This window comes from Pseudorhodobacter sp. MZDSW-24AT (assembly GCF_002794355.1).
Lineage (GTDB): Bacteria > Pseudomonadota > Alphaproteobacteria > Rhodobacterales > Rhodobacteraceae > Pseudotabrizicola.
The window spans coordinates 222765-240789 of record NZ_PGOI01000013.1 but is presented as its reverse complement, the minus strand read 5'-3'; the positions used below and the strand labels follow the sequence as shown (position 1 = coordinate 240789).

Below are 18025 nucleotides of genomic sequence, written 5' to 3'. Positions count from 1 at the left end.
GGATGCGACCAAAGCACTGTTGAGCGCAAGCCGGGTGGCGCTACCTCAAGGCTCTTCTGATGGAACAAGGCATATCATGACCCAGAACCTCTCCCGCCGCACCGCCCTTTTCGGCGGCGCTCTCGCGCTCGGCGTCCCGTTTCTGAACACGCGGTTCGCCATCGCCCAGCAAGCCGAAGCGCCCGCTGTCGTTCTGCCCACCTTCTATGACCGCATGGTCGGCGATCTGCGGGTCACGGCCGTGCTGGATGGCTTCTTTGATCTGGGTCGCCCGTTGATCACCAACGCAACCGCCGAACAGATCGATGCCGGCATGGCGAATGCCTACCTCGCCGCGGGCGACCAGATCCGGCTGCCGATCAGCGTCCATCTTGTACATGGTGCGGATGGCATCACCATGATCGACGCCGGGTCAGGAAACGCCTTTGGCCCCACCGCCGGTCGGATCGCGGCCGCGCTTGCCACCATGGGCATCTCCACGGACCAGATCACGCGGATCGTCCTGACTCACATGCATCCGGATCACATCGGGGGCCTGCTGTCAGCAGAGGGCACTGCCGTCTTCGGCGCGGCCTCTTTGCATGTGCATGAGACGGATCTGAAATTCTGGACCGATGAGGCGATCGCCGCCTCGGTTCCGGACGACTCGAAACCCTTCTTCGCCTTGGCGCGCGGCGTCTCCTCCGCCTATGGAGAGCGGCTTGTGCCCTTCGTCGGCGCGGCCGATCTTGGGGGCGGGCTCAGCACTGTCGAAGCCTTCGGGCATACGCCAGGACATTCCGCAGTGCGGGTCTCTGACGGCACGGACCAGCTTCTGGTGTTGGGGGATGCGGCCGCCGTGGCAGCGGTGCAGTTCGCCCACCCTGACGCGGGCATTGCATTCGATGCGGATGGCGCCCAAGCCGCCGCGACGCGCAAGGCGATCTTCGACATGGCGGCGGCAGATCGGATCGCTGTTGCCGCAACCCACCTGCCGTTCCCCGGGGTTGGGCATGTCGAAAAGACGGACAGCGCTTACGCGTGGGTGCCCGAACATTGGCAGGTCATGTAAACCCCTCGCGAAGGTCAAGGCTGGGCAGCGCGTGCTGCCCAACCTTTTGGGCCCTGTTTCCAATTGGCACTCTATCCGCCGCAATTCATGACCGTCCTGACAATCACGGCATGCGCTGCAGATTGATGTTTTGAACAACGCCGCGTCAGTCTCGTGCGGGCAATGTCACAGTAACGGCCAGCCCACCACCTCTCGCCTGTCCAAGGGTAAGGTGGCCGCCATAGCTCGCGATCCTGTCGGCTGCAATCGCCAGGCCCAGGCCGTGTCCCGGTATCGTCTCGTCAAGCCGCGCCCCGCGCGTCAGAAGGCGCGCGCGCTCGGCCTCGGCGATGCCGGGGCCGTCGTCGGTGAGGGTGATCTCGAGGCCATCCGGGCAACGCTGCGCCGCGATCCGCACTGAGGCGCGGGCCCATTTGATTGCATTCTCGGCAAGGGCGCCGAGGATCTCGGCCAGATCTTCGGTATCGCCCCGGAAATCCGGCGCGCCTGTGGCGGTGACATCCAATGTTACGCCGCGCCGCCGCGCTTCGGGCGTCAGGACCAACGCCAAATCCTGCAACACAGGAGCCACGACCGCATGGGCCGCAGGGTCCAGCCCGGCCGCTGCGGCGCGGGCGCGTGTCAGATGCCAGCGGATGGTGCGGTCCATCCGGTCGATCAGCGCCGCATCCTCGGGGGTGGCCCGGTTCGCCAGCACCGAGAGCGGCGTCTTCAGCGCATGGGCCAAATCACCCGCATGGGCGCGGGCACGCGTCACTTGCGCGGCATTGGCGGCGATCAGGCGGGACAGTTCATCCGACAGGGGGCGCAATTCGGCGGCCTGCGCAGGGGGAAGCGTGTCCGCCCGCCCATCGCGCACAGCGGCCACCGCGCGGGCAAAGCGGGTCAGGTCCACCAGCCCCGCCCGCGCTGCCAGCACCTGTGCGGCCATCAGCGCCGCCCCCAGCACCGCCAGCGCCAGCGCCAGCGGGCTGCGGATCGCGGAGAGTTCCGCCGCCGCCTCGGCCGCGGGCAGGGTCACGCTCACCGTCAGGCGCCGCCCATCCCCCGGCGCCGTGAAAGCGGCCTGATACGCCACCAAACCTGCGCCATCGGGCCCGGCGCGGCCTGCGCCATCCGTGCCCAGGTCGCCGGTGACAAGCGAAGGCGACCGCGCCAGAACCGCCTCTCCGTCGCTGACCTGCCAATACCATCCCGACAGAGGCCGGTCGAACCGGGCATCGGCCGGCGGCGGCAGCACGGCAAAGGCGCCCGCCGCATCCCAGCCCGCCGCCGCCATCACGCCGCGCGCCGCCGCCGTCAGCTCTGCATCCAGCCTGCGGTTCACGAAATCCGCCAGCACCGCCGACAGGGCGAACCACGCCATCACCAGCGCGCCCAGCGTCAGCCCCGCCGACCAGACCAGCATGCGCGCGCGGATCGAGCCCAGCCTCATGCCGGATCGCCGGGCAGGAGCCGATAGCCCTCACCCCGCCGGGTTTCCACCCGCGCCTCACCGATCTTCTTGCGCAGGCGACCGATCACCACCTCCATCGAGCGGAAGTCGCGGTCGGCGTCGCGGTCATACATGTGTTCCGACAGTTCGGTCCGGCTGATGACGCGGCCCTTGTGCAGCATCAGATAGCGCAGAAGCTTGCCCTCGAACGCTGTGAGGCGCAGCGGCATTCCGTCCAGCGTGGCAAGGCCGGTGGCGGTGTCCAGCACCAGCCCGCCCGCCGCCAGTTCCGCCGTGGCATGGCCCGCCGACCGGCGGATCAGGGTAGAGAGGCGCAAGGTCACCTCCTCCATCCGGAAGGGCTTCAGCACATAGTCATCCGCCCCCGCGCGGAACCCCGCCACCTTGTCCGACCAAGCATCCCGCGCGGTCAGGATCAGGACGGGAAAACCCAGACCCGCACCGCGCCAGCGCCGCAGCACCTCGATCCCGTCAATTCCCGGCAGGCCAAGGTCCAGCACCGCAGCACCAATGGTCTCGGTCGCGCCAAGGAATTCGCCCGCCTCGCCATCATGCGCCCGCTCGACCGTATAGCCCGCCTGTGTCAGGGCGGCGGCAATCTGGGCCGCAAGATCGCGGTCATCCTCAACCACCAGCACCTTCACGGGGCACCCCTCGGCAGGATGCGCGCCTCGGCTTGGCCAACGCCGTCGACTTCGATGAAGCGACAGCCGGGGCCGGTGATCTCGATGTCCAGCACATTGCCGGCGGGGGTCAGCCAGCGGACCTCCTGCACCAGACCATCGTCCTCATCCTTGATCCGCAGCGCCTCGCCCATGTAGCGGGCAGCGACGCAGGCAAGCGCCGTGCCGGCATCGACGGGCACGGCATCATCGGGCGGGTCGGCGGCGACCGGCAGGGCCGAGAGGGCAAGGATCAAGGGGACAAGGACAAGTCGCATGACCCTTTATATAGCGCGAAGGCTCAACGAAAACCAAACGGTGCCATTGCGCGGTCATTTGGGGCGAATCGGTCAGAAGGGTGCCATGTTGAAAAGAAAGGAACGACCAATGAACCGCACCCTTGCCGCTCTGATCCTGAGCACCGCGCTTGCCGCCCCTGTTGCCGCGCAGGACGCGCCGCTGTCGGGCACCGTGGCCGAAGCGTTCGGCACGCAGGTCGTGCTGACCACGCCCGAAGGCCGCCTGCTGGTGACCCTGCCAGAGGGCACAGCCATCCCGGCCCCCGGCACACGTCTGGACCTGACAGGCACGCGCACCGGCGACACCTTTGCCGCCACGACCGTAACCGCTGGCCCTGCCGCCGTCCCAACCGCCGCCCCGACCGAAGCGATACTGCCCGCCCCGCTGCAGGGTCTTGGGCTGACCGACATCCGGACCCGCCCCGATGACGATGGCGAAACCTATATCTACGCCCGCAGCGCGACCGGATGGCTGCGGGCCGAGGCGCGGGGCGACCGTTTGCTCGAGGTGCAGGCCGACGGCGCGGGACTGCCGCAAAGCTTGATCGAGCGGATGCTGCCCGCCGCCGCCCGGGCCGAGCCGCGCCTAGGAGAGTTCGCGCGGCTGACAGAGATCGATCTGGACGATAACGGTGAAATCTCGGTCGAAGGCTTTGCCGCCGACGGGATGCGGATCGAAATGGAATTCACGCGCGACGGCACCCTGCGCGGCTATGAGCGCGAGCGCGACGACCGGCGGTCCTTGTCGCAAGAGGCCGCCCGGGAACGGCTGACGGCGCTTGGCTATTCGCAGGTCGGCTACGTCGAACGCGGCGGACGGCATGTCACGGCAATCGCCGTCAACCCCTACGGCGACACGGTCGAGGTGCGGCTGGACGATCAGGGCCGGGTGGAGCGCGAACGGCTCTGGCAGAATTGATGGGGGCCCGAGATGACCGACACCCCCCTCCCGTCCGACGACATCACCGCCTTGCGCGAGGCCATGGCGTCCCTTTCCGAACGCCTCGACCGGATCGAGGCACAAGGCGCGCGCCCTTCGGCGCTGGACAGCGCACAGGCCCGGCTGACGGCGGCTTGGGATGCCTTGCGGGGCGCCGCTCGGGACCCCGAGGGTAGGGCGCCGGTTCAACAACGTCGGGGGCTGCTCTGGCCCGTTCTCACGATCTGCGCCGTTTTTCTCACGCTGATCCTGGCGGTTGAACTGGCTGAAGAGGTTTTTGACGGCCTTTGGCACCTCAGTCGCTGGAGAGACTGAACGTGGTCCTCGCCCCGGGCTGGAAGCCAGCCCGGGGCGTTGCATGCGCACCAAGGGTAAGCCCCGGAAGCAAATGCCCGCTGCCCGCAAATTCCTTTCCGTTGCTAAGTCAGCGCGCTTTGCCGGCCCTTGCCTTATTTTCGGCGTGTCGAAATGGCAAAAACACGGTGCGATGCTGGCGCTGCCTTCAGAGTGGCAACTCGACCTCGAAGGTTGTGCCCGCATCATCGGCAAAGCAGCGGCGGCTTCCGCCATAGGCGCGGGCCACGTCACTGACGATGGCAAGGCCAAGGCCGCAGCCGCGGGATTGGTCTTCGTCAAGGCGGAAGAACCGGTCAAAGATCCGTTCTCGCATATCGGGGGGCACGCCGGGGCCGTCATCCGTAAACCGGATGGTGACGGCGCTTGGGTCAAAGCGCACGGTCACCTCGAGCCGCCCACCGGGGCGCAGCGCGTATTTGTCGGCATTGTCCAGCAGGTTGGCGACCATCTCTTCCAACAGGACGGGGTCGCCGTCGATGGGTCTTGGCTTTCCGATGACGGAAAAGCCAACGTCAACGCCACGCCGCAGCTGTCCTTCGGCAAAGGACATAACCCTGCCCCGGATCAAGGCCACCAGATCAAGCGGTTGGACAAACTCTTTCAGGCTGCGGCCGCGCACCCGTTCTAGCGACAAAAGCTGCGACGTCAGACGGCTTGTGGCGCGCGCCGAATCGACCAGATCCGCCACGCGGACGCGCAACTCGGCCTCTGTCGGCGCGCTCATGGCGGCCTCTGCCTGACTTTGGATCGCGGCAACCGGATTGCGCATCTGGTGCGCAGCGTCCGAAATAAAGCTGTCGCGCAAGGCAAAGGCCTTTGCCAAGCGGTCGAACAGCGAATTGGCGGTCAGCACAAGCGGCCGCAACTCTGGTGGCACCCAGCGACGGATCGGGCTTAGGTCATCGGCGCTGCGCTTGTCGATGGCATCGCGCAGGTCAAGAAGCGGTTTTAGCCCCAGCTGGATGCCGAACCACAGGATCATCACTGCTGTCAGCAGCACGGACCCCAGCAACAGGATGGATTGCATCAGCAACTCACGCGATAGTGCAAGGCGTTGACTGATGGTTTGCCAGACTTCGACCGTGACCCAGCCGCCAAACTGCGGCTCAGAGATGAACTCGCGCAGCACGACCGCCCGCACCGGCCGCCCCAGCGAGGTGCTGTCGAAAAACACCGGCCCGTTGTCTGACCTGTTCAGGCCGTCCGGAAGATCTGGCGGGTCGGAATAGCCCGTCACAAAGCTGCCGCCCGGTCCGGTGATGCGGTAATAGACCGGGTCGCCAAGAGCGGTCACCAGCTCGTCCAGCAATTGTTCGGTCAGCATATCGCCTTCGGAAATCACCACATCGCGCGAAATGGTCAGGGCGACGGCCAACAGCGTGTTGTCATAAAGCTCTTCCGACAGGCGGCTGGCCGAATGAAACCGCGCAAAGGAGGCCGCAGCCGCCACAAGCACAAGCGGCAGGATCAGCAGAACAAACAGCCGCCCGCGCAGCGAAAGCCTGCGCCGCATCAGGTTTCGTCCAGCATGTAGCCAAGCCCGCGCGCGGTGCGGATGGTGATGCCAAGCCCATCGATCTTGCGCCGCAAGCGTGACACCAAAAGCTCGACCGCATTGCTCTCGACGGCGGTGCCGGTGCCGTAAAGCGCATCGGCGATCTTGTCCTTTTCGATCAGCCGCCCGCGGTTTTCCAAGAGCAGTTCAAACAGCGCCAACTCGCGGCGGGGCAGGTCCAGCTTGGCCTCGCCGTGCATCAGGGCGCGCTGGTCGCGGTCATAATGCAACTGCCCAATCGGTTCCTTGGCGGGCGCGACCTGCGGGCGGCGGCGCGCCAAGGCCCGCAGCCGGGCGATCAGTTCGGCCATGTCAAAGGGCTTTACCAGATAGTCATCCGCCCCGGCATCAAGCCCTTCGACCCGCTCGGACGTCTTGCCCTTGGCCGTCAGAATCAGAGCCGGAGTCGTGTCGCCACGCGCGCGCAGCCGCCGGATGATCTCTAGGCCCGACAGGCGCGGCAGGTTGATGTCGATGATGACGACATCCGCCGAATGGCGGGCGAGAAACGCATCCCCATCGAGCCCATCCTCCAGATGGTCAACCGCATGTCCTTGATCTTTCAAGGCATTCTCAATCCCTTTGGCAAGGCTCAGATTGTCCTCGATCAAGATGACATGCATGTGATTTCCGTTTGTGCAAGACAGGTTTCGGACAGGAACCGCCCGTAGGTTACACATCAAGCCGGCCTTGGGAGGAGAAATCAAGGTCGGCATCATGCCGAAGACAGCCCAAACGGCCGCGCGGCATGTTCGCAATAACGGGAGGACGACATGAAAAACACAGTAAACGTCACGCGCCGCGTGGCTCTTGGGCTCGTCGCGGGCGCTGTTGCCTTGGGTTTGGCTGGACCAGCCGCGGCCGACGTCGATTTTTCCGGCCAGACGATTGAATGGATCATCCCCTTCTCGGCGGGTGGTGGGTCGGATACTTGGGCGCGCTTCAATGCGCCGCTCTTGTCCAAGTATCTGCCGGGCAATCCTGTCGTGGTCGTCGTGAACGAACCCGGCGGCGGATCGACCAAGGGCACAAACCTGTTTGCCGCCCGTGCGAAACCAGATGGGCTAACGATCCTTGGCACCTCGGCTTCGACGCAATTCCCCTATCTCTTGGGCGACCCGCGTGTGCGCTATGAGTATAAGGATTGGAAGATCGCGATGGCTGGCCCGACGGGGGGTGTCGTGTACACGACCCCCAATCTGGGTCTGACCGGACCGCAGGACATCGCGATGCTCAAAGACAAAGAGCTGGTCTATGCCAGCCAAGGCGCCACGTCACTGGATCTGGTGCCGCTGCTCGGCTTCCGGCTGATGGGCTTCAACGTCCAGCACGTGTTCGGCTTCAAGGGGCGCGGCGATGGTCGTCTGTCGTTTGAACGCGGAGAGGTGAACATCGATTTCCAGACCTCATCGGCATATCTTAAGAACGTGCAGCCGCTGGTCGATGCTGGGCAGGCCGTGCCGCTGTTCAGCTGGGGTGTGCTCAATGAGGCGGGCGAGGTGGTCCGCGATCCGACCTTCCCGGATCTGCCGTCCTTCGTCGAGGCCTATGAAACGCTGCACGGCGCGGCCCCATCGGGCCCGGAGCATGACGCTTATTTCGCCTTCTTCACCGCTGGTTTCCCGGCGCAGAAAATGGTGTTCCTGCCCGGAGAGACGCCCGATGAGATCGTCGCCGCCTATCAAAAGGCGTTTGAAGACATGAAGGCCGACCCCGATTATCAGGCCAATGCCGAAGCCGTGCTGGGCAGCTACGGTCAGGTGACCGGCGCACTGGCGCAGGCCTTGTTCGAAAAAGGCACAACCATCACCCCGGAACTGCGTGCGCAAGTGTCGGGCATGCTGGCCGCCGAATACGGCGTCAAGCTGGGCGAAGACTGATCCGTCAAGCCTAACCCACGGCGGGCGCCGGTAAGGGCGTCCGCCCTTTTTCATCAAAACTGATCTGTCACCGGCTGCGTGACCAACACGGGAGTGTTCTCCGTGATCGATACCCTTTTTCTTGCGCTCACCGAGCTGCTCAGGTTTGAGCATCTGGCTTACATGTTCCTTGGCCTGTTCGTCGGCCTGATGATCGGGGTTCTGCCCGCTCTGGGCGGGATCGCCGGTCTGTCGTTGATGATCCCGTTCATCTACGGCATGGATCAGGTCTCGGCTCTTGCGATGTTGATCGGCCTGCTTGCGATCATGCCGACGGGGGACACGTTTTCGTCGATCCTGCTGGGCATTCCGGGCGGATCGTCCAGTCAGGCAACCGTGCTCGATGGCTTTCCCTTGGCAAAGCAGGGGCAGGCGGCACGGGCACTGTCGACGGCCTTTATCTCGTCGATGTTTGGCGGCGTGTTTGGCGCTGTGGTCCTGACGGGATTTGTGTTCATCGCCCGTCCGGTGATCCTCGCCTTTGGATCGGCCGAATTGTTCATGCTGGCGCTGTTGGGTCTGTCGATGGTGGCGGTGCTGTCGGGGCGCAGTCTGGTCAAGGGCATCGGGGCCTGCTGTATCGGTCTGGTGATCGGCTCGATCGGCGCGGCCCCGGCCACCGGCGAATTCCGCATGGTGTTTGATATCGAGTATCTTTACGACGGTATCCCCTTGGTCGTCGTGGGCATGGGGGTGTTTGCCATCCCCGAGATCGTCGATCTGATGCGCTCGAACCAATCGATTGCGGGCGAGATGCCGCTGGGCAAAGGGTGGACCCGAGGCATCCGCGATTGGACGCGCAATTGGTTTTTGTCGCTGCGCTGTGCGGCGGTCGGCTGCACTGTGGGCGTCATTCCCGGCCTTGGCGGGTCGGTTGTCGACTGGATCGCTTATGGCCACGCGGTGCAAACCTCGAAAGACACGTCCAACTTCGGCAAGGGCGACATCCGCGGCGTGATCGCGCCCGAAAGCGCCAACAACGCGATGAGCGGCGGCGCGATGCTGCCGACGATCCTGTTCGGCATTCCCGGTTCCGGCGCGATGGCGGTGTTTCTAGGGTGCATGGTCCTGATCGGGATCGAACCCGGCCCGTCGATGGTGACGACCGATCTGCACCTGACCTATACGATGATCTGGTCGCTGGCGCTTGCCAACATCTTCGGCGCAATCGCCTGTGTGGCGCTTGCGCGTCCCATCGCCGGGTTGACCAAGGTGCCGTTCCAATACATGGCGCCCTTCCTGATGGTGATGATCGCCTTCGCGGCCTTTCAATCCACCCGGTCGGTCAATGATCTGATCGCGCTTCTGGCGCTGGGGGTGGTCGGGGTGCTGATGAAGCGCTTTGGCTGGTCGCGGCCCGCGCTTTTGATCGGCTATGTGCTGGCCCCGCAGGCGGAGACCTTCCTGTATCAGGCAGTGCAGTTCAACGGCTGGTCCTTCCTTGGCCGGACCGGAGTCATCATCATCGGTGCGCTGACCCTTGCGTCGATCTTCTTTGGTCTGCGCAACCGGGTGGATGAGCATGGCAAGGTCGTGCCGGTCGAGGACAACGCGCCCGATGTGCCGCAGTTCAAGGCGCATCTGCCACAGATCGGCTTTGCGGCGGCGGTGCTGGCGCTGATGGGTCTCGCGCTGTTCGATGCGATGCAGCACGACTTCCTTGGCAAGGTGTTCCCGCTGTCGGTCGCGGTGGTCGGCCTTGTGATCGTGTCGGTCCTGCTGTGGGAGTTGTGGTTCGGCAAGGTTGGGCATCATTCACATTTCGATGCCGAACTGACGGGCGACCATGTGGGCAAGCCAGAGGTGAAGGGGCTTTGGTCCGGGCTGATCTGGCTCTCCGTGCTGGTGGGTCTGTCTGCGCTGGTCGGCTTCGTGCTGGGGGTGGCCGCCTTCTTCCTCGCCTTCATGCGGCTGCGCGTCGGGGCATCCTGGCTGAAAAGCCTGCACATGACCGCTTGGGCGGTGGGCGGCATCATCCTTGCGGCCTGGATGCTGTCGCTGAACTTTCCGTCGGGCCTGTTGCAGTCGCTGATCGATCTGCCTTGGCCCTTGCGCTGATCCCCCGGCCCGTGCGTTCCGCGCACGGGCCTTTTTCAGTCCTTTTCTCAGGAGATTGCGATGGCCCAGACCGCCATTCCCTTTCACTTCTTTCGCGGCGGCACCTCGCGCGGGCCTTATTTCCGGCGCGAAGATCTGCCCCGAGACCAAGAGACACTGGCGCGCGTTCTGGTGGCCGCTGTCGGGTCTGGCCATAAGCTGAACATCGACGGGATCGGCGGCGGTGCGGCGGTGACGACCAAGGTTGCGATGCTGTCCCGTTCGGACACCAACGATTGCGACATCGACTATTTCTTCGCTCAGGTCAGTGTCGAAGATGGGCTTGTCGACTTCAAACCCACCTGCGGCAATATTCTGTCGGGCGTAGGCCCTGCCGCGCTGGAAATGGGGCTGATCCCGCCGCAGGGCGACGTGACGCGCATCCGCATTCGCTCGGTCAACACCGGGGCCAAGGTCGAGGCGGTGGTGCGCACCCCTGGCGGACAGGTGGACTATTCAGGCGACGCCGCGATTGACGGTGTGCCCGGCACCGCTGCGCCGATTTTCCTGAACTTCATGGATGTGGTGGGCTCGGTCACGGGCGCGCTTTTGCCCACCGGGGCCTTGCGCGATGTGATCGACGGGGTTGAGGTAACGTGCATGGATGTCGCCATGCCCATCGCCATCGCGCGCGCGGCTGACTTTGGCCTGACAGGCTATGAAACGGTTGAGGAGTTGGACGCGAACCGCGATTTCTATGCGCGGATGGAGCCGATCCGGCAAGAGGCCGGGCGGCGCATGGGGATGGGCGATGTGTCGAAATCCGTTACGCCCAAGTTTGCGCTTCTGGCCCCGGCGCGCGACAGCGGCACCATCACCGCGCGGTATTTCATGCCGTGGAATTGCCACCCGACGATGGCGGTGACAGGCGCGCAATGCCTTGCCTCCTGCGTGCTGACACCGGGCACGGTGGCCGAAGGCTTGTTCACCCCGCCGACGGGTGTTCCGGCCTTGGTGTTGATCGAACATCCCGGCGGGGTCATAGATGTGACGGTTGACTACGAGACCGGCCCCGATGGTTTCGCCTTGAAATCGGCGGGCTTGCTGCGCACGGCACGGCTGCTGGCCCGGGGCGAGATCATGGTGCCGGAAACAGTTTGGAATGGGCATGAAGGTTCACATTCTTGACGACTGGTCGGACACGCTGCGCCATCTGCCCAGCTTTCAGAAGCTGGCCGGGCATGAGATCACGCTGTGGACCACGCCCGCGCAAGGCGATGATCTGATCGACCGTCTGCAAGAGGCCGAGGCGCTTTGCCTGTTTCGGGAACGCACACGCATCACCGCCGACCTGCTTGATGCCTTGCCAAACCTGCGCTTCATCTCGGGGCGCGGGGCCTGGCCACATGTGGATGTCGCGGCCTGCGCCGCGCGCGGCATCGCCTTTGCCTCACGCAAGGCCGATGACATGCCAAACCATGCTGCGGCGGAACTGACCTGGGCGCTGATCCTTGCCGCGTTTCGGGATCTGCCCGCGCAGATGGCGAGCGCCAAGGCCGGGCAGTGGCAGGCCGGGGTGGGGCGCACCTTGCGCGGCAAGACCATCGGGCTTTACGGCCATGGCCGGATCGGGCGTCTGGTTGCGGGCTATGCCGCAGCGTTTGGCGCACGGGTTCTGTGGTGGGGGTCCGAAGCAGGGCGCGCCCGCGCCGCTGCCGAAGGTGGCGCGGTGCCCGAAAGCCGGGCCGCCTTTTTCGCGCAGTCTGACGTTGTCACCCTTCACCTGCGGTTGACCCCAGAAACCACGGGCGTCGTGACGGCGGCCGATCTTGCGCAGATGGGGCCGCGCGCGGTTCTGGTGAACACCTCTCGCGCGGGGCTGATCGCGCCCGGCGCGCTGCTTGCCGCGCTGAACGCAGGGCGTCCGGGCATGGCCGCGCTGGATGTGTTTGACACCGAACCGCTGACGGATGTGCACGACCCGCTACTGTCGCACCCGCGCGTGATCGCGACCCCGCATATCGGGTTTGTCACCGAAGATGAATTCGACCTGCAATTTGCCGATATCTACGATCAGGTAAATGCCTTTGCCGCGGGCCGCCCGCTCAACCTTGTCACCCCCTAAACGCGCCGCACGCGCAACAGCCGTGCTGCCACCGGCGCGCCAAGAAAGGTGCGCGCCAGCGTCGAAATCGTGCCCATGCCCTTGAGCGGCGCGCCTGCCAGCGCCGCGATCAGACAGGCCGCCATCGGGCCGAACAAGCACGGAAGCGGCAACCCCAGAAGCCAGAACACCGCGGTGCCCAACAGGGCGAGCGCAAGGGTTGCGAAGCGGAGTTTCATCTTGTCGGGCATCTGTGGGCGGAGCATGGATCGCTTCCTTGCGTGAAATTGTATCCAAACGTATACATTAGGACACAAGCACTGCAAATGAGTCGCTCCATGGCCGAAGAAACCGAAATTCCACAGGGGCAGGGGGCCTATCGCCGCCTTCTGGACGAGATCCGAAACGGCACCTTGGCCCCCGGCGCGCGGCTTCGGGAAACTGATCTGGCCGACCGGCTTGGGATCAGCCGCACCCCGGTGCGTGAAGCAATTCGCCAGCTGGAAACAGACGGGCTGGTGATCCATCTGCCGCGCCAAGGTGCCACCATCCGCAGCCTCGACCATGCCGAGGTGGTCGAACTCTATGAGATGCGCGCCGTGCTGGAAGGCACCGCCGCGCGGCTTGCGGCGCGGGCCGCGTCGGATATCGAACTCGCAGAACTCGCCGCGCTGAATGCCGAGTTGGACCGTGCGCCCGTGGGCGATGCCGCGCGCGAGTTGAACCGCGTGTTTCACCGCACCCTGATTGATGCGGCGCGCAACAGGTTCCTGATCAAATCCATGAGCGCACTGCAAAAGACGCTGCTGATCCTTGGCCCCACCACCTTGGGCGACCCGGATCGGGCGCGGCGCGCTGTGACCGAACACGCCGCGGTTCTGGCCGCTCTGCAAACCCGCGACGGGGCCGGGGCCGAAGCCGCCATGCGCGCCCATGTCGAAGCCGCCCTGTCCGCCCGCATTCGGGGGATGCGTGGCCGCGAATTGCCGATGGAGGATCAACCGTGAAAGACTGGCCCGGCCTGTTCGATCTTGCGGTAGTCGGCGGCGGCAACGCGGCACTCTGTGCTGCCATCACTGCCGCAAAGGCCGGGGCGAGCGTTCTGATCCTTGAAGGCGCGCCAAGAGCCTATCGCGGTGGCAACAGCCGCCATACCCGCAACTTTCGCTGCATGCATCAGGGCCCGATGTTCCCGCTGACCGGCCGCTATGAGGAAGACGAATATCTTGACGATCTGATGCTTGTGACCAAGGGCAAGACCGATGAATCGCTGGCCCGTCTTGCCATCCGGTCATCTGAAGACTGCCTGCCATGGATGATGGACCATGGCGTGCGGTTTCAGCCGTCCCTGTCGGGCACGCTGTCGCTGTCGCGCACCAATGCGTTCTTTCTGGGCGGCGGAAAGGCCTTAGTGAATGCCTATTACAACACGGCCGCCGATCTGGGCATCAAGATTGCCTATGAGGCACAAGTCCAGCACGTGCATCGTGAGGGCGACCGCATCACCCATCTGGAGGTCGTGGTGGCGGGCCAGCCGCTGACCGTCAAGGCCCGTGCCTTTGTTCTGGCTTCCGGCGGGTTTCAGGCCGATCTGGACTGGCTTGCCCGCGCGTGGGGGCCTGCGGCGCGCAACTTCCTGATCCGCGGCACGCCCTATAACCGAGGCGTGGTGCTGCGTGACATGCTGGATCAGGGGGCTGAAAGTGTGGGCGATCCCACGCAATGCCATGCCGTCGCCATCGACGGGCGTGCGCCGAAATATGACGGTGGCATCGTCACCCGGCTGGATTGCGTGCCGTTTTCCATCGTGGTCAACCGCGACGGTGATCGGTTCTATGACGAAGGCGAGGATGTGTGGCCAAAGCGCTATGCGATCTGGGGCCGCTTGGTCGCCGCACAGCCCGATCAGGTGGGCTATGCGCTGATCGACTCCAAATCGGTCGACCTGTTCATGCCGTCGGTGTTTCCCGCCGTGAAAGCCGACACGATCGAAGGCTTGGCGCAAGAGATGGGGCTAGACCCAAAAGCCGTGCGGCGCACGGTTGATCTCTTTAACGCCGCCTGCCGCCCCGGCCCCTTCCATCCCACCGAACTGGATGGGTTGCGCACCGAAGGGCTGAAGGTGCCCAAAACCAATTGGGCGTGGCCTTTGGAGACGCCGCCCTTCTACGGCTACCAACTGCGCCCCGGCGTGACCTTTACCTATCTGGGGCTGAAGGTGGATGCGCGCGCGCAGGTTCACACCCCTACCGGCCCCATCCGCAATCTGTGGGCTGCGGGCGAGATCATGGCAGGATCGATCCTCGGCCAAGGATATCTGGCAGGGTTCGGCATGACCATCGGCACCGTATTCGGACGCATCGCAGGCAAGGAGGCCGCCGCCCATGTCGCTTGATCTTACCCCCGGTGCAGAAGCCCGTCGCCAGATCGAGATTTGCAACGCCTGCCGCTATTGCGAAGGATTTTGCGCGGTCTTTCCCGCCATGACCCGCAACAAGGCCTTTGCAGATGGTGATCTGACCCAGCTTGCCAATCTGTGCCACAATTGCCGAGGCTGCTATTACGCCTGCCAATACACCGAACCGCATGAATTTGCGCTGAACATTCCCGCCGCGCTCGCCGAAGTGCGGGTGGAAAGCTGGGAGCGTCTGGCGCGTCCGCAGGCGTTTGCCCGCGTGTTCCAAACGCAGGGTGTGGCGATGGCGGGGCTGCTGGTGGTGGCCTTGGCGTGGTTCTTCTGGGCGCTGACCCTGTGGCGGCCCGAGACCGGTGCCGGGTTTTACGCCCATCTGGCGCATAACACGCTGGTCATGATCTTTCTCCCGGCCTTTGTGCTGCCCTTGGCGCTGGTTGCGCTATCGGTCCGCGACTATTGGCGCGAGGTCGGGGGCGGGCGGGTGCGGCTGGCGCATCTGCTGCGTGCCTTTGATCAGGCGGCCCGGATGAAGAACCTGTCGGGCGGTCACGGAGAGGGGTGCAATTTCGAGGAGGGCGACCGCTTTACCCACCGTCGCCGGATCTATCACCAGCTGATGATGTATGGCTTTCTTCTGTGCTTTGCCGCGACCGCCAGCGGCACGGTGATGCATTACGCGTTGGGGTGGGAGGCCCCCTATCCCCTCCTGTCATTGCCCAAGCTCTTTGGCGTGCCGGGTGGGCTGATGATGGTGGCAGGGGCACTGGGGCTTGGCGTGCTCAAGCTGCGGGCAGACCCGGCCTTGGGGGCGGCGCGGGTTTGGGGCGGCGAGATGGCCTTTATCTTGCTGCTTGGCGGGGTGGCGCTGACCGGCCTTGCGCTTTACGCGGCGACCGGCACCGGGCTGGTGGGACCGTTGCTCGCGACCCATCTGGCGACGGTGATGGTGCTGTTTCTGCTGATGCCGTTTTCCAAGATGGTGCACGGCTTTTTCCGCCTCGCCGCCTTGGTGGCCGAGGCGGGCAAGGGTAATCCTCTCCGAAAGTAAGGGGCTGCATGAGCAGAAATTTCTCGGCAACATGCTTGAGGAGATTTTGAATGAAGACAAGCAGATAGACTGAGGCACGATCATCGCGATCCTGCGGGAGGCCGAAGGCGGTGTTCCGGTGGCAGAGCCGTGCCGCGCGCATGCCATGAGCCATGCGTCGTTCTAGACGTGGCGGGCGAACTATTGCGGGATGGATGGGGCGCTGATCCACCTAATGAAGGCCATGGATCGAGCCATTGATGGAGTGGATGGCACCCGTTCCCGGCATCGCAATGTGCCACATTGGGCGATGTCACACTAACCCATGAAGGGAGCCATCCATGAAGGAGATTACCACGGTCGGCCTAGATCTGGCCACGAACGTGTTCCAGGTTCACGCGGTTGACGTTGCTGGGACGGTTGTGGTCCGACGCCAGATCCGGCGGGCGCGGATGATGCTGTTCTTCTCAAGCCTTGCCCCATGCCTGATTGGGATGGAAGCCTGTGCCGGGGCGCATTATTGGGCGCGTGAGCTGACAAAGCTCGGCCATGAGGTGCGGCTGATCCCGCCCTCTTACGTCAAGCCCTTCGTCAAGCGGGGCAAGACCGATGCTGCGGATGCAGAGGCGATCTGCACTGCTGTGACGCAGCCCACGATGCGCTTCGTGCCGCTCAAGGCCGAGATTCAGCAGGCCGTGTTGATGCAGCATCGGACACGGGACTTTCTGGTCCGCCAGATGACCCAGCTTGCCAATGCGATCCGCGCGCATCTCGGGGAGTTCGGCCTTGTCGTGCCGAAGGGTGTCCACAACATGGGCCGTCTCCTTGCAGAGGCCGAGGGGGCCGATCTTCCGATGGAGGCGCGCATGCCGCTTGATCTGCTCCTCGGGCAGTTCACCGACACCAAGGCGCGCATCGACGCCATCACCGCTGATCTGCGCCGCACCGCAGAGGTGGATGAGACGGCCCGGCGGCTGCAGATATGAGCCGCGCCAGAAAATGATCCGGGGGATCGTTTTCCCGGCGATTGGCCGGGGATTGGGCCGATCACGGCCAGTGTTATGGCCGCCACACTACCGGACGTGTCGGCCTTCCGCTCGGCCCGGGACCTCTCGGCCTGGTTAGGTCTGACACCCAAGCCACACTCAAGCGGCGGCAAGGAAAGGTTGGGGGCGATCTCCAAGATGGGGAACAGATACATCCGACGGCTCCTCTACCTGGGTGCCATGGGCGTGATCTCAACCCGCAAGCGCTCGGATCCCGGCGACGATTGGCTGGGTGACCTGATCAGGACGAAACCACTGAAGGTCGTTGCGATCGCACTTGCCAACCGCATGGCGCGGGCCGGCTGAGCAGTGCTGAGAACAGGCGAGACTTGGCGAGCGGCGTGAGCCAATGAAATCCGGGCCGGTGACGGCCTGACCGAAATGGCGAGGGCAACGTGAGATGATGGCAAACTGACGGACACAAGGCAGGGACACCCCGTTCGCACCGAAGCGCTTTCAAGCGCGTGCCATTAATAGGGACCCGAACCTTACGCGGACGTTCATCAGGGCGCGCGGCACCGCCGCAGATCAGACGCCGAATACATGGCCGCACCCGACCAGTCGCCAAAGATCACAGACCCCCTTGTCACGAGGGAGCAATCCATACATGGTTCGAGCATGCCCGCGCAAGGGCCTGAAGGCGCACCGCACGGCTTCGAGCCTGCGGGCAAAAAGGGGGGGATAACGACGAGCGCATGCGTCTGATCGGGCGCACGAAGGGTGGTTTGAGCACCAAGTTGCATGCCGTCACTGACGCCAAGGGACGGCCCCTGAAGTTCTTCATGACCGGGGGCCAAGTCAAGTGACTACACCGGAGCCGCAGCCCTGCTGGGCAGTTTTCCTGCGGCCGAGTGGATGATCGCCGATCGGGCTTATGACGCTGACTGGTTCCGAGAAGCGTTGAAAGACACAGGGATACGCCCCTGCACCACCGGTCGGAGGTCGCGTGGCAAAGCTGTCCGCTACGACAAGCGGCGCGATCGCCGCCGCAACCGCATCGAGATCATGTTTGGTCGCCTGAAAGACTGGCGCAAGGTCGCAACCCGCTATGGCAGATGCGCCAAAACCTTCCTCTCCGCCGTCGCGCTCGCGGCCACCATCATGTTCTGGCTGTGAAAATCAATGAGTCTGGAGCCTAGATTAGCTTGGTCCGAGT

At 64.4% G+C, this 18025-nt stretch carries 16 protein-coding genes and 3 pseudogenes; 13 read left to right on the top strand and 6 right to left on the bottom strand.

Features of this window, described 5'->3' with window-relative positions; all coding sequences use genetic code 11:
* The first annotated feature begins 76 nt into the window (after positions 1-76).
* The gene (locus tag CUR21_RS17860; RefSeq protein WP_100198414.1) at positions 77-1051 is read left to right on the top strand and encodes an MBL fold metallo-hydrolase; all 975 of its coding nucleotides are present in this window, start codon (positions 77-79) and stop codon (positions 1049-1051) included.
* Positions 1052-1196: 145 nt separating this feature from the next.
* On the opposite strand, the gene CUR21_RS19025 is transcribed toward CUR21_RS17860, so the two are convergent.
* The 3 genes from CUR21_RS19025 to CUR21_RS17845 are packed head-to-tail and all read right to left on the bottom strand — an operon-like array spanning position 1197 to position 3447.
* The gene (locus CUR21_RS19025; protein ID WP_100198413.1) at positions 1197-2486 is read right to left on the bottom strand and encodes a sensor histidine kinase; all 1290 of its coding nucleotides are present in this window, start codon (positions 2484-2486) and stop codon (positions 1197-1199) included.
* The gene (locus tag CUR21_RS17850; protein ID WP_100198412.1) at positions 2483-3151 is read right to left on the bottom strand and encodes a response regulator transcription factor; all 669 of its coding nucleotides are present in this window, start codon (positions 3149-3151) and stop codon (positions 2483-2485) included. The genes CUR21_RS19025 and CUR21_RS17850 overlap by 4 nt, the downstream gene beginning before the upstream one ends.
* A complete protein-coding gene (locus CUR21_RS17845; RefSeq protein WP_100198411.1) occupies positions 3148-3447 on the bottom strand; it encodes a Cys/Met metabolism pyridoxal-phosphate-dependent enzyme in 300 nt (99 codons plus the stop codon). The genes CUR21_RS17850 and CUR21_RS17845 overlap by 4 nt, the downstream gene beginning before the upstream one ends.
* A 109-nt stretch (positions 3448-3556) precedes the next feature.
* On the opposite strand from CUR21_RS17845, the gene CUR21_RS17840 reads away from it, so the two are divergent.
* On the top strand, positions 3557-4387 hold the full coding sequence (locus tag CUR21_RS17840; RefSeq protein WP_100198410.1) for a prevent-host-death protein: 831 nt from the start codon (positions 3557-3559) through the stop codon (positions 4385-4387).
* 12 nt (positions 4388-4399) lie between these two features.
* Complete coding sequence (locus tag CUR21_RS17835; protein WP_100198409.1) at positions 4400-4723, top strand: hypothetical protein; 324 nt, start codon at positions 4400-4402, stop codon at positions 4721-4723.
* 187 nt (positions 4724-4910) lie between these two features.
* On the opposite strand, the gene CUR21_RS17830 is transcribed toward CUR21_RS17835, so the two are convergent.
* Together CUR21_RS17830 and CUR21_RS17825 are read right to left on the bottom strand one after the other, a co-directional pair.
* Positions 4911-6278, bottom strand: coding sequence for a sensor histidine kinase (locus tag CUR21_RS17830; protein WP_100198408.1), 1368 nt, complete (start codon positions 6276-6278; stop codon positions 4911-4913).
* A complete protein-coding gene (locus CUR21_RS17825; protein ID WP_100198407.1) occupies positions 6278-6943 on the bottom strand; it encodes a response regulator transcription factor in 666 nt (221 codons plus the stop codon). Before CUR21_RS17825 ends, CUR21_RS17830 begins: the two co-directional genes overlap by 1 nt.
* 150 nt (positions 6944-7093) lie before the next feature.
* On the opposite strand from CUR21_RS17825, the gene CUR21_RS17820 reads away from it, so the two are divergent.
* The 4 genes from CUR21_RS17820 (at position 7094) to CUR21_RS17805 (ending at position 12401) form a co-directional block, all read left to right on the top strand.
* Positions 7094-8200: a tripartite tricarboxylate transporter substrate-binding protein gene (locus CUR21_RS17820; RefSeq protein ID WP_100198406.1), complete on the top strand. Its 1107-nt coding sequence runs from the start codon at positions 7094-7096 to the stop codon at positions 8198-8200.
* 102 nt (positions 8201-8302) lie between these two features.
* Positions 8303-10297 (top strand): tripartite tricarboxylate transporter permease, encoded by a 1995-nt coding sequence (locus CUR21_RS17815; RefSeq protein ID WP_232622855.1) that lies wholly within the window; start codon positions 8303-8305, stop codon positions 10295-10297.
* A gap of 60 nt (positions 10298-10357) precedes the next feature.
* Positions 10358-11464 (top strand): 4-oxalomesaconate tautomerase, encoded by a 1107-nt coding sequence (locus CUR21_RS17810; protein WP_100198405.1) that lies wholly within the window; start codon positions 10358-10360, stop codon positions 11462-11464.
* Positions 11445-12401, top strand: coding sequence for a D-2-hydroxyacid dehydrogenase family protein (locus tag CUR21_RS17805; protein ID WP_100198446.1), 957 nt, complete (start codon positions 11445-11447; stop codon positions 12399-12401). The genes CUR21_RS17810 and CUR21_RS17805 overlap by 20 nt, the downstream gene beginning before the upstream one ends.
* On the opposite strand, the gene CUR21_RS17800 is transcribed toward CUR21_RS17805, so the two are convergent.
* Positions 12398-12646: a hypothetical protein gene (locus tag CUR21_RS17800; protein ID WP_304528573.1), complete on the bottom strand. Its 249-nt coding sequence runs from the start codon at positions 12644-12646 to the stop codon at positions 12398-12400. The two genes, CUR21_RS17805 and CUR21_RS17800, sit on opposite strands and share 4 nt — an antisense overlap.
* Before the next feature lie 72 nt (positions 12647-12718).
* Here CUR21_RS17800 and CUR21_RS17795 point away from each other — a divergent pair, with 72 nt between their 5' ends.
* The 6 genes and pseudogenes from CUR21_RS17795 to CUR21_RS17775 form a co-directional block, all read left to right on the top strand.
* Positions 12719-13387, top strand: a complete 669-nt coding sequence (locus tag CUR21_RS17795) for a GntR family transcriptional regulator (RefSeq protein WP_100198404.1) — start codon at positions 12719-12721, stop codon at positions 13385-13387.
* Entirely contained in the window at positions 13384-14775 is a 1392-nt protein-coding gene (gene tcuA, locus CUR21_RS17790; RefSeq protein ID WP_100198403.1) for an FAD-dependent tricarballylate dehydrogenase TcuA, read from the top strand. Before CUR21_RS17795 ends, tcuA begins: the two co-directional genes overlap by 4 nt.
* Entirely contained in the window at positions 14765-15844 is a 1080-nt protein-coding gene (gene tcuB / locus CUR21_RS17785; protein WP_100198402.1) for a tricarballylate utilization 4Fe-4S protein TcuB, read from the top strand. The genes tcuA and tcuB overlap by 11 nt, the downstream gene beginning before the upstream one ends.
* Before the next feature lie 79 nt (positions 15845-15923).
* Positions 15924-16073, top strand: a pseudogene (locus tag CUR21_RS18940) (transposase); the annotation flags it as partial.
* Between the two features lie 91 nt (positions 16074-16164).
* Positions 16165-17175: pseudogene (locus CUR21_RS17780) on the top strand (IS110 family transposase).
* A 328-nt stretch (positions 17176-17503) separates the two neighbouring features.
* Positions 17504-17985 (top strand): annotated as a pseudogene (locus CUR21_RS17775) (IS5 family transposase); the annotation flags it as partial.
* Positions 17986-18025 lie beyond the last annotated feature (40 nt).

Excerpts from the sequence above, each read along its gene's own strand:
- CUR21_RS17860 (WP_100198414.1), top strand. The coding sequence starts at position 77 with ATGACCCAGAACCTCTCCCGCCGCACCGCCCTTTTCGGCGGCGCTCTC.
- CUR21_RS19025 (WP_100198413.1), bottom strand. The coding sequence starts at position 2,486 with ATGAGGCTGGGCTCGATCCGCGCGCGCATGCTGGTCTGGTCGGCGGGG.
- CUR21_RS17845 (WP_100198411.1), bottom strand. The coding sequence starts at position 3,447 with ATGCGACTTGTCCTTGTCCCCTTGATCCTTGCCCTCTCGGCCCTGCCG.
- CUR21_RS17840 (WP_100198410.1), top strand. The coding sequence starts at position 3,557 with ATGAACCGCACCCTTGCCGCTCTGATCCTGAGCACCGCGCTTGCCGCC.
- CUR21_RS17835 (WP_100198409.1), top strand. The coding sequence starts at position 4,400 with ATGACCGACACCCCCCTCCCGTCCGACGACATCACCGCCTTGCGCGAG.
- CUR21_RS17830 (WP_100198408.1), bottom strand. The coding sequence starts at position 6,278 with ATGCGGCGCAGGCTTTCGCTGCGCGGGCGGCTGTTTGTTCTGCTGATC.
- CUR21_RS17825 (WP_100198407.1), bottom strand. The coding sequence starts at position 6,943 with ATGCATGTCATCTTGATCGAGGACAATCTGAGCCTTGCCAAAGGGATT.
- CUR21_RS17820 (WP_100198406.1), top strand. The coding sequence starts at position 7,094 with ATGAAAAACACAGTAAACGTCACGCGCCGCGTGGCTCTTGGGCTCGTC.
- CUR21_RS17810 (WP_100198405.1), top strand. The coding sequence starts at position 10,358 with ATGGCCCAGACCGCCATTCCCTTTCACTTCTTTCGCGGCGGCACCTCG.
- CUR21_RS17805 (WP_100198446.1), top strand. The coding sequence starts at position 11,445 with ATGAAGGTTCACATTCTTGACGACTGGTCGGACACGCTGCGCCATCTG.
- CUR21_RS17800 (WP_304528573.1), bottom strand. The coding sequence starts at position 12,646 with ATGCTCCGCCCACAGATGCCCGACAAGATGAAACTCCGCTTCGCAACC.
- CUR21_RS17795 (WP_100198404.1), top strand. The coding sequence starts at position 12,719 with ATGGCCGAAGAAACCGAAATTCCACAGGGGCAGGGGGCCTATCGCCGC.
- tcuB (WP_100198402.1), top strand. The coding sequence starts at position 14,765 with ATGTCGCTTGATCTTACCCCCGGTGCAGAAGCCCGTCGCCAGATCGAG.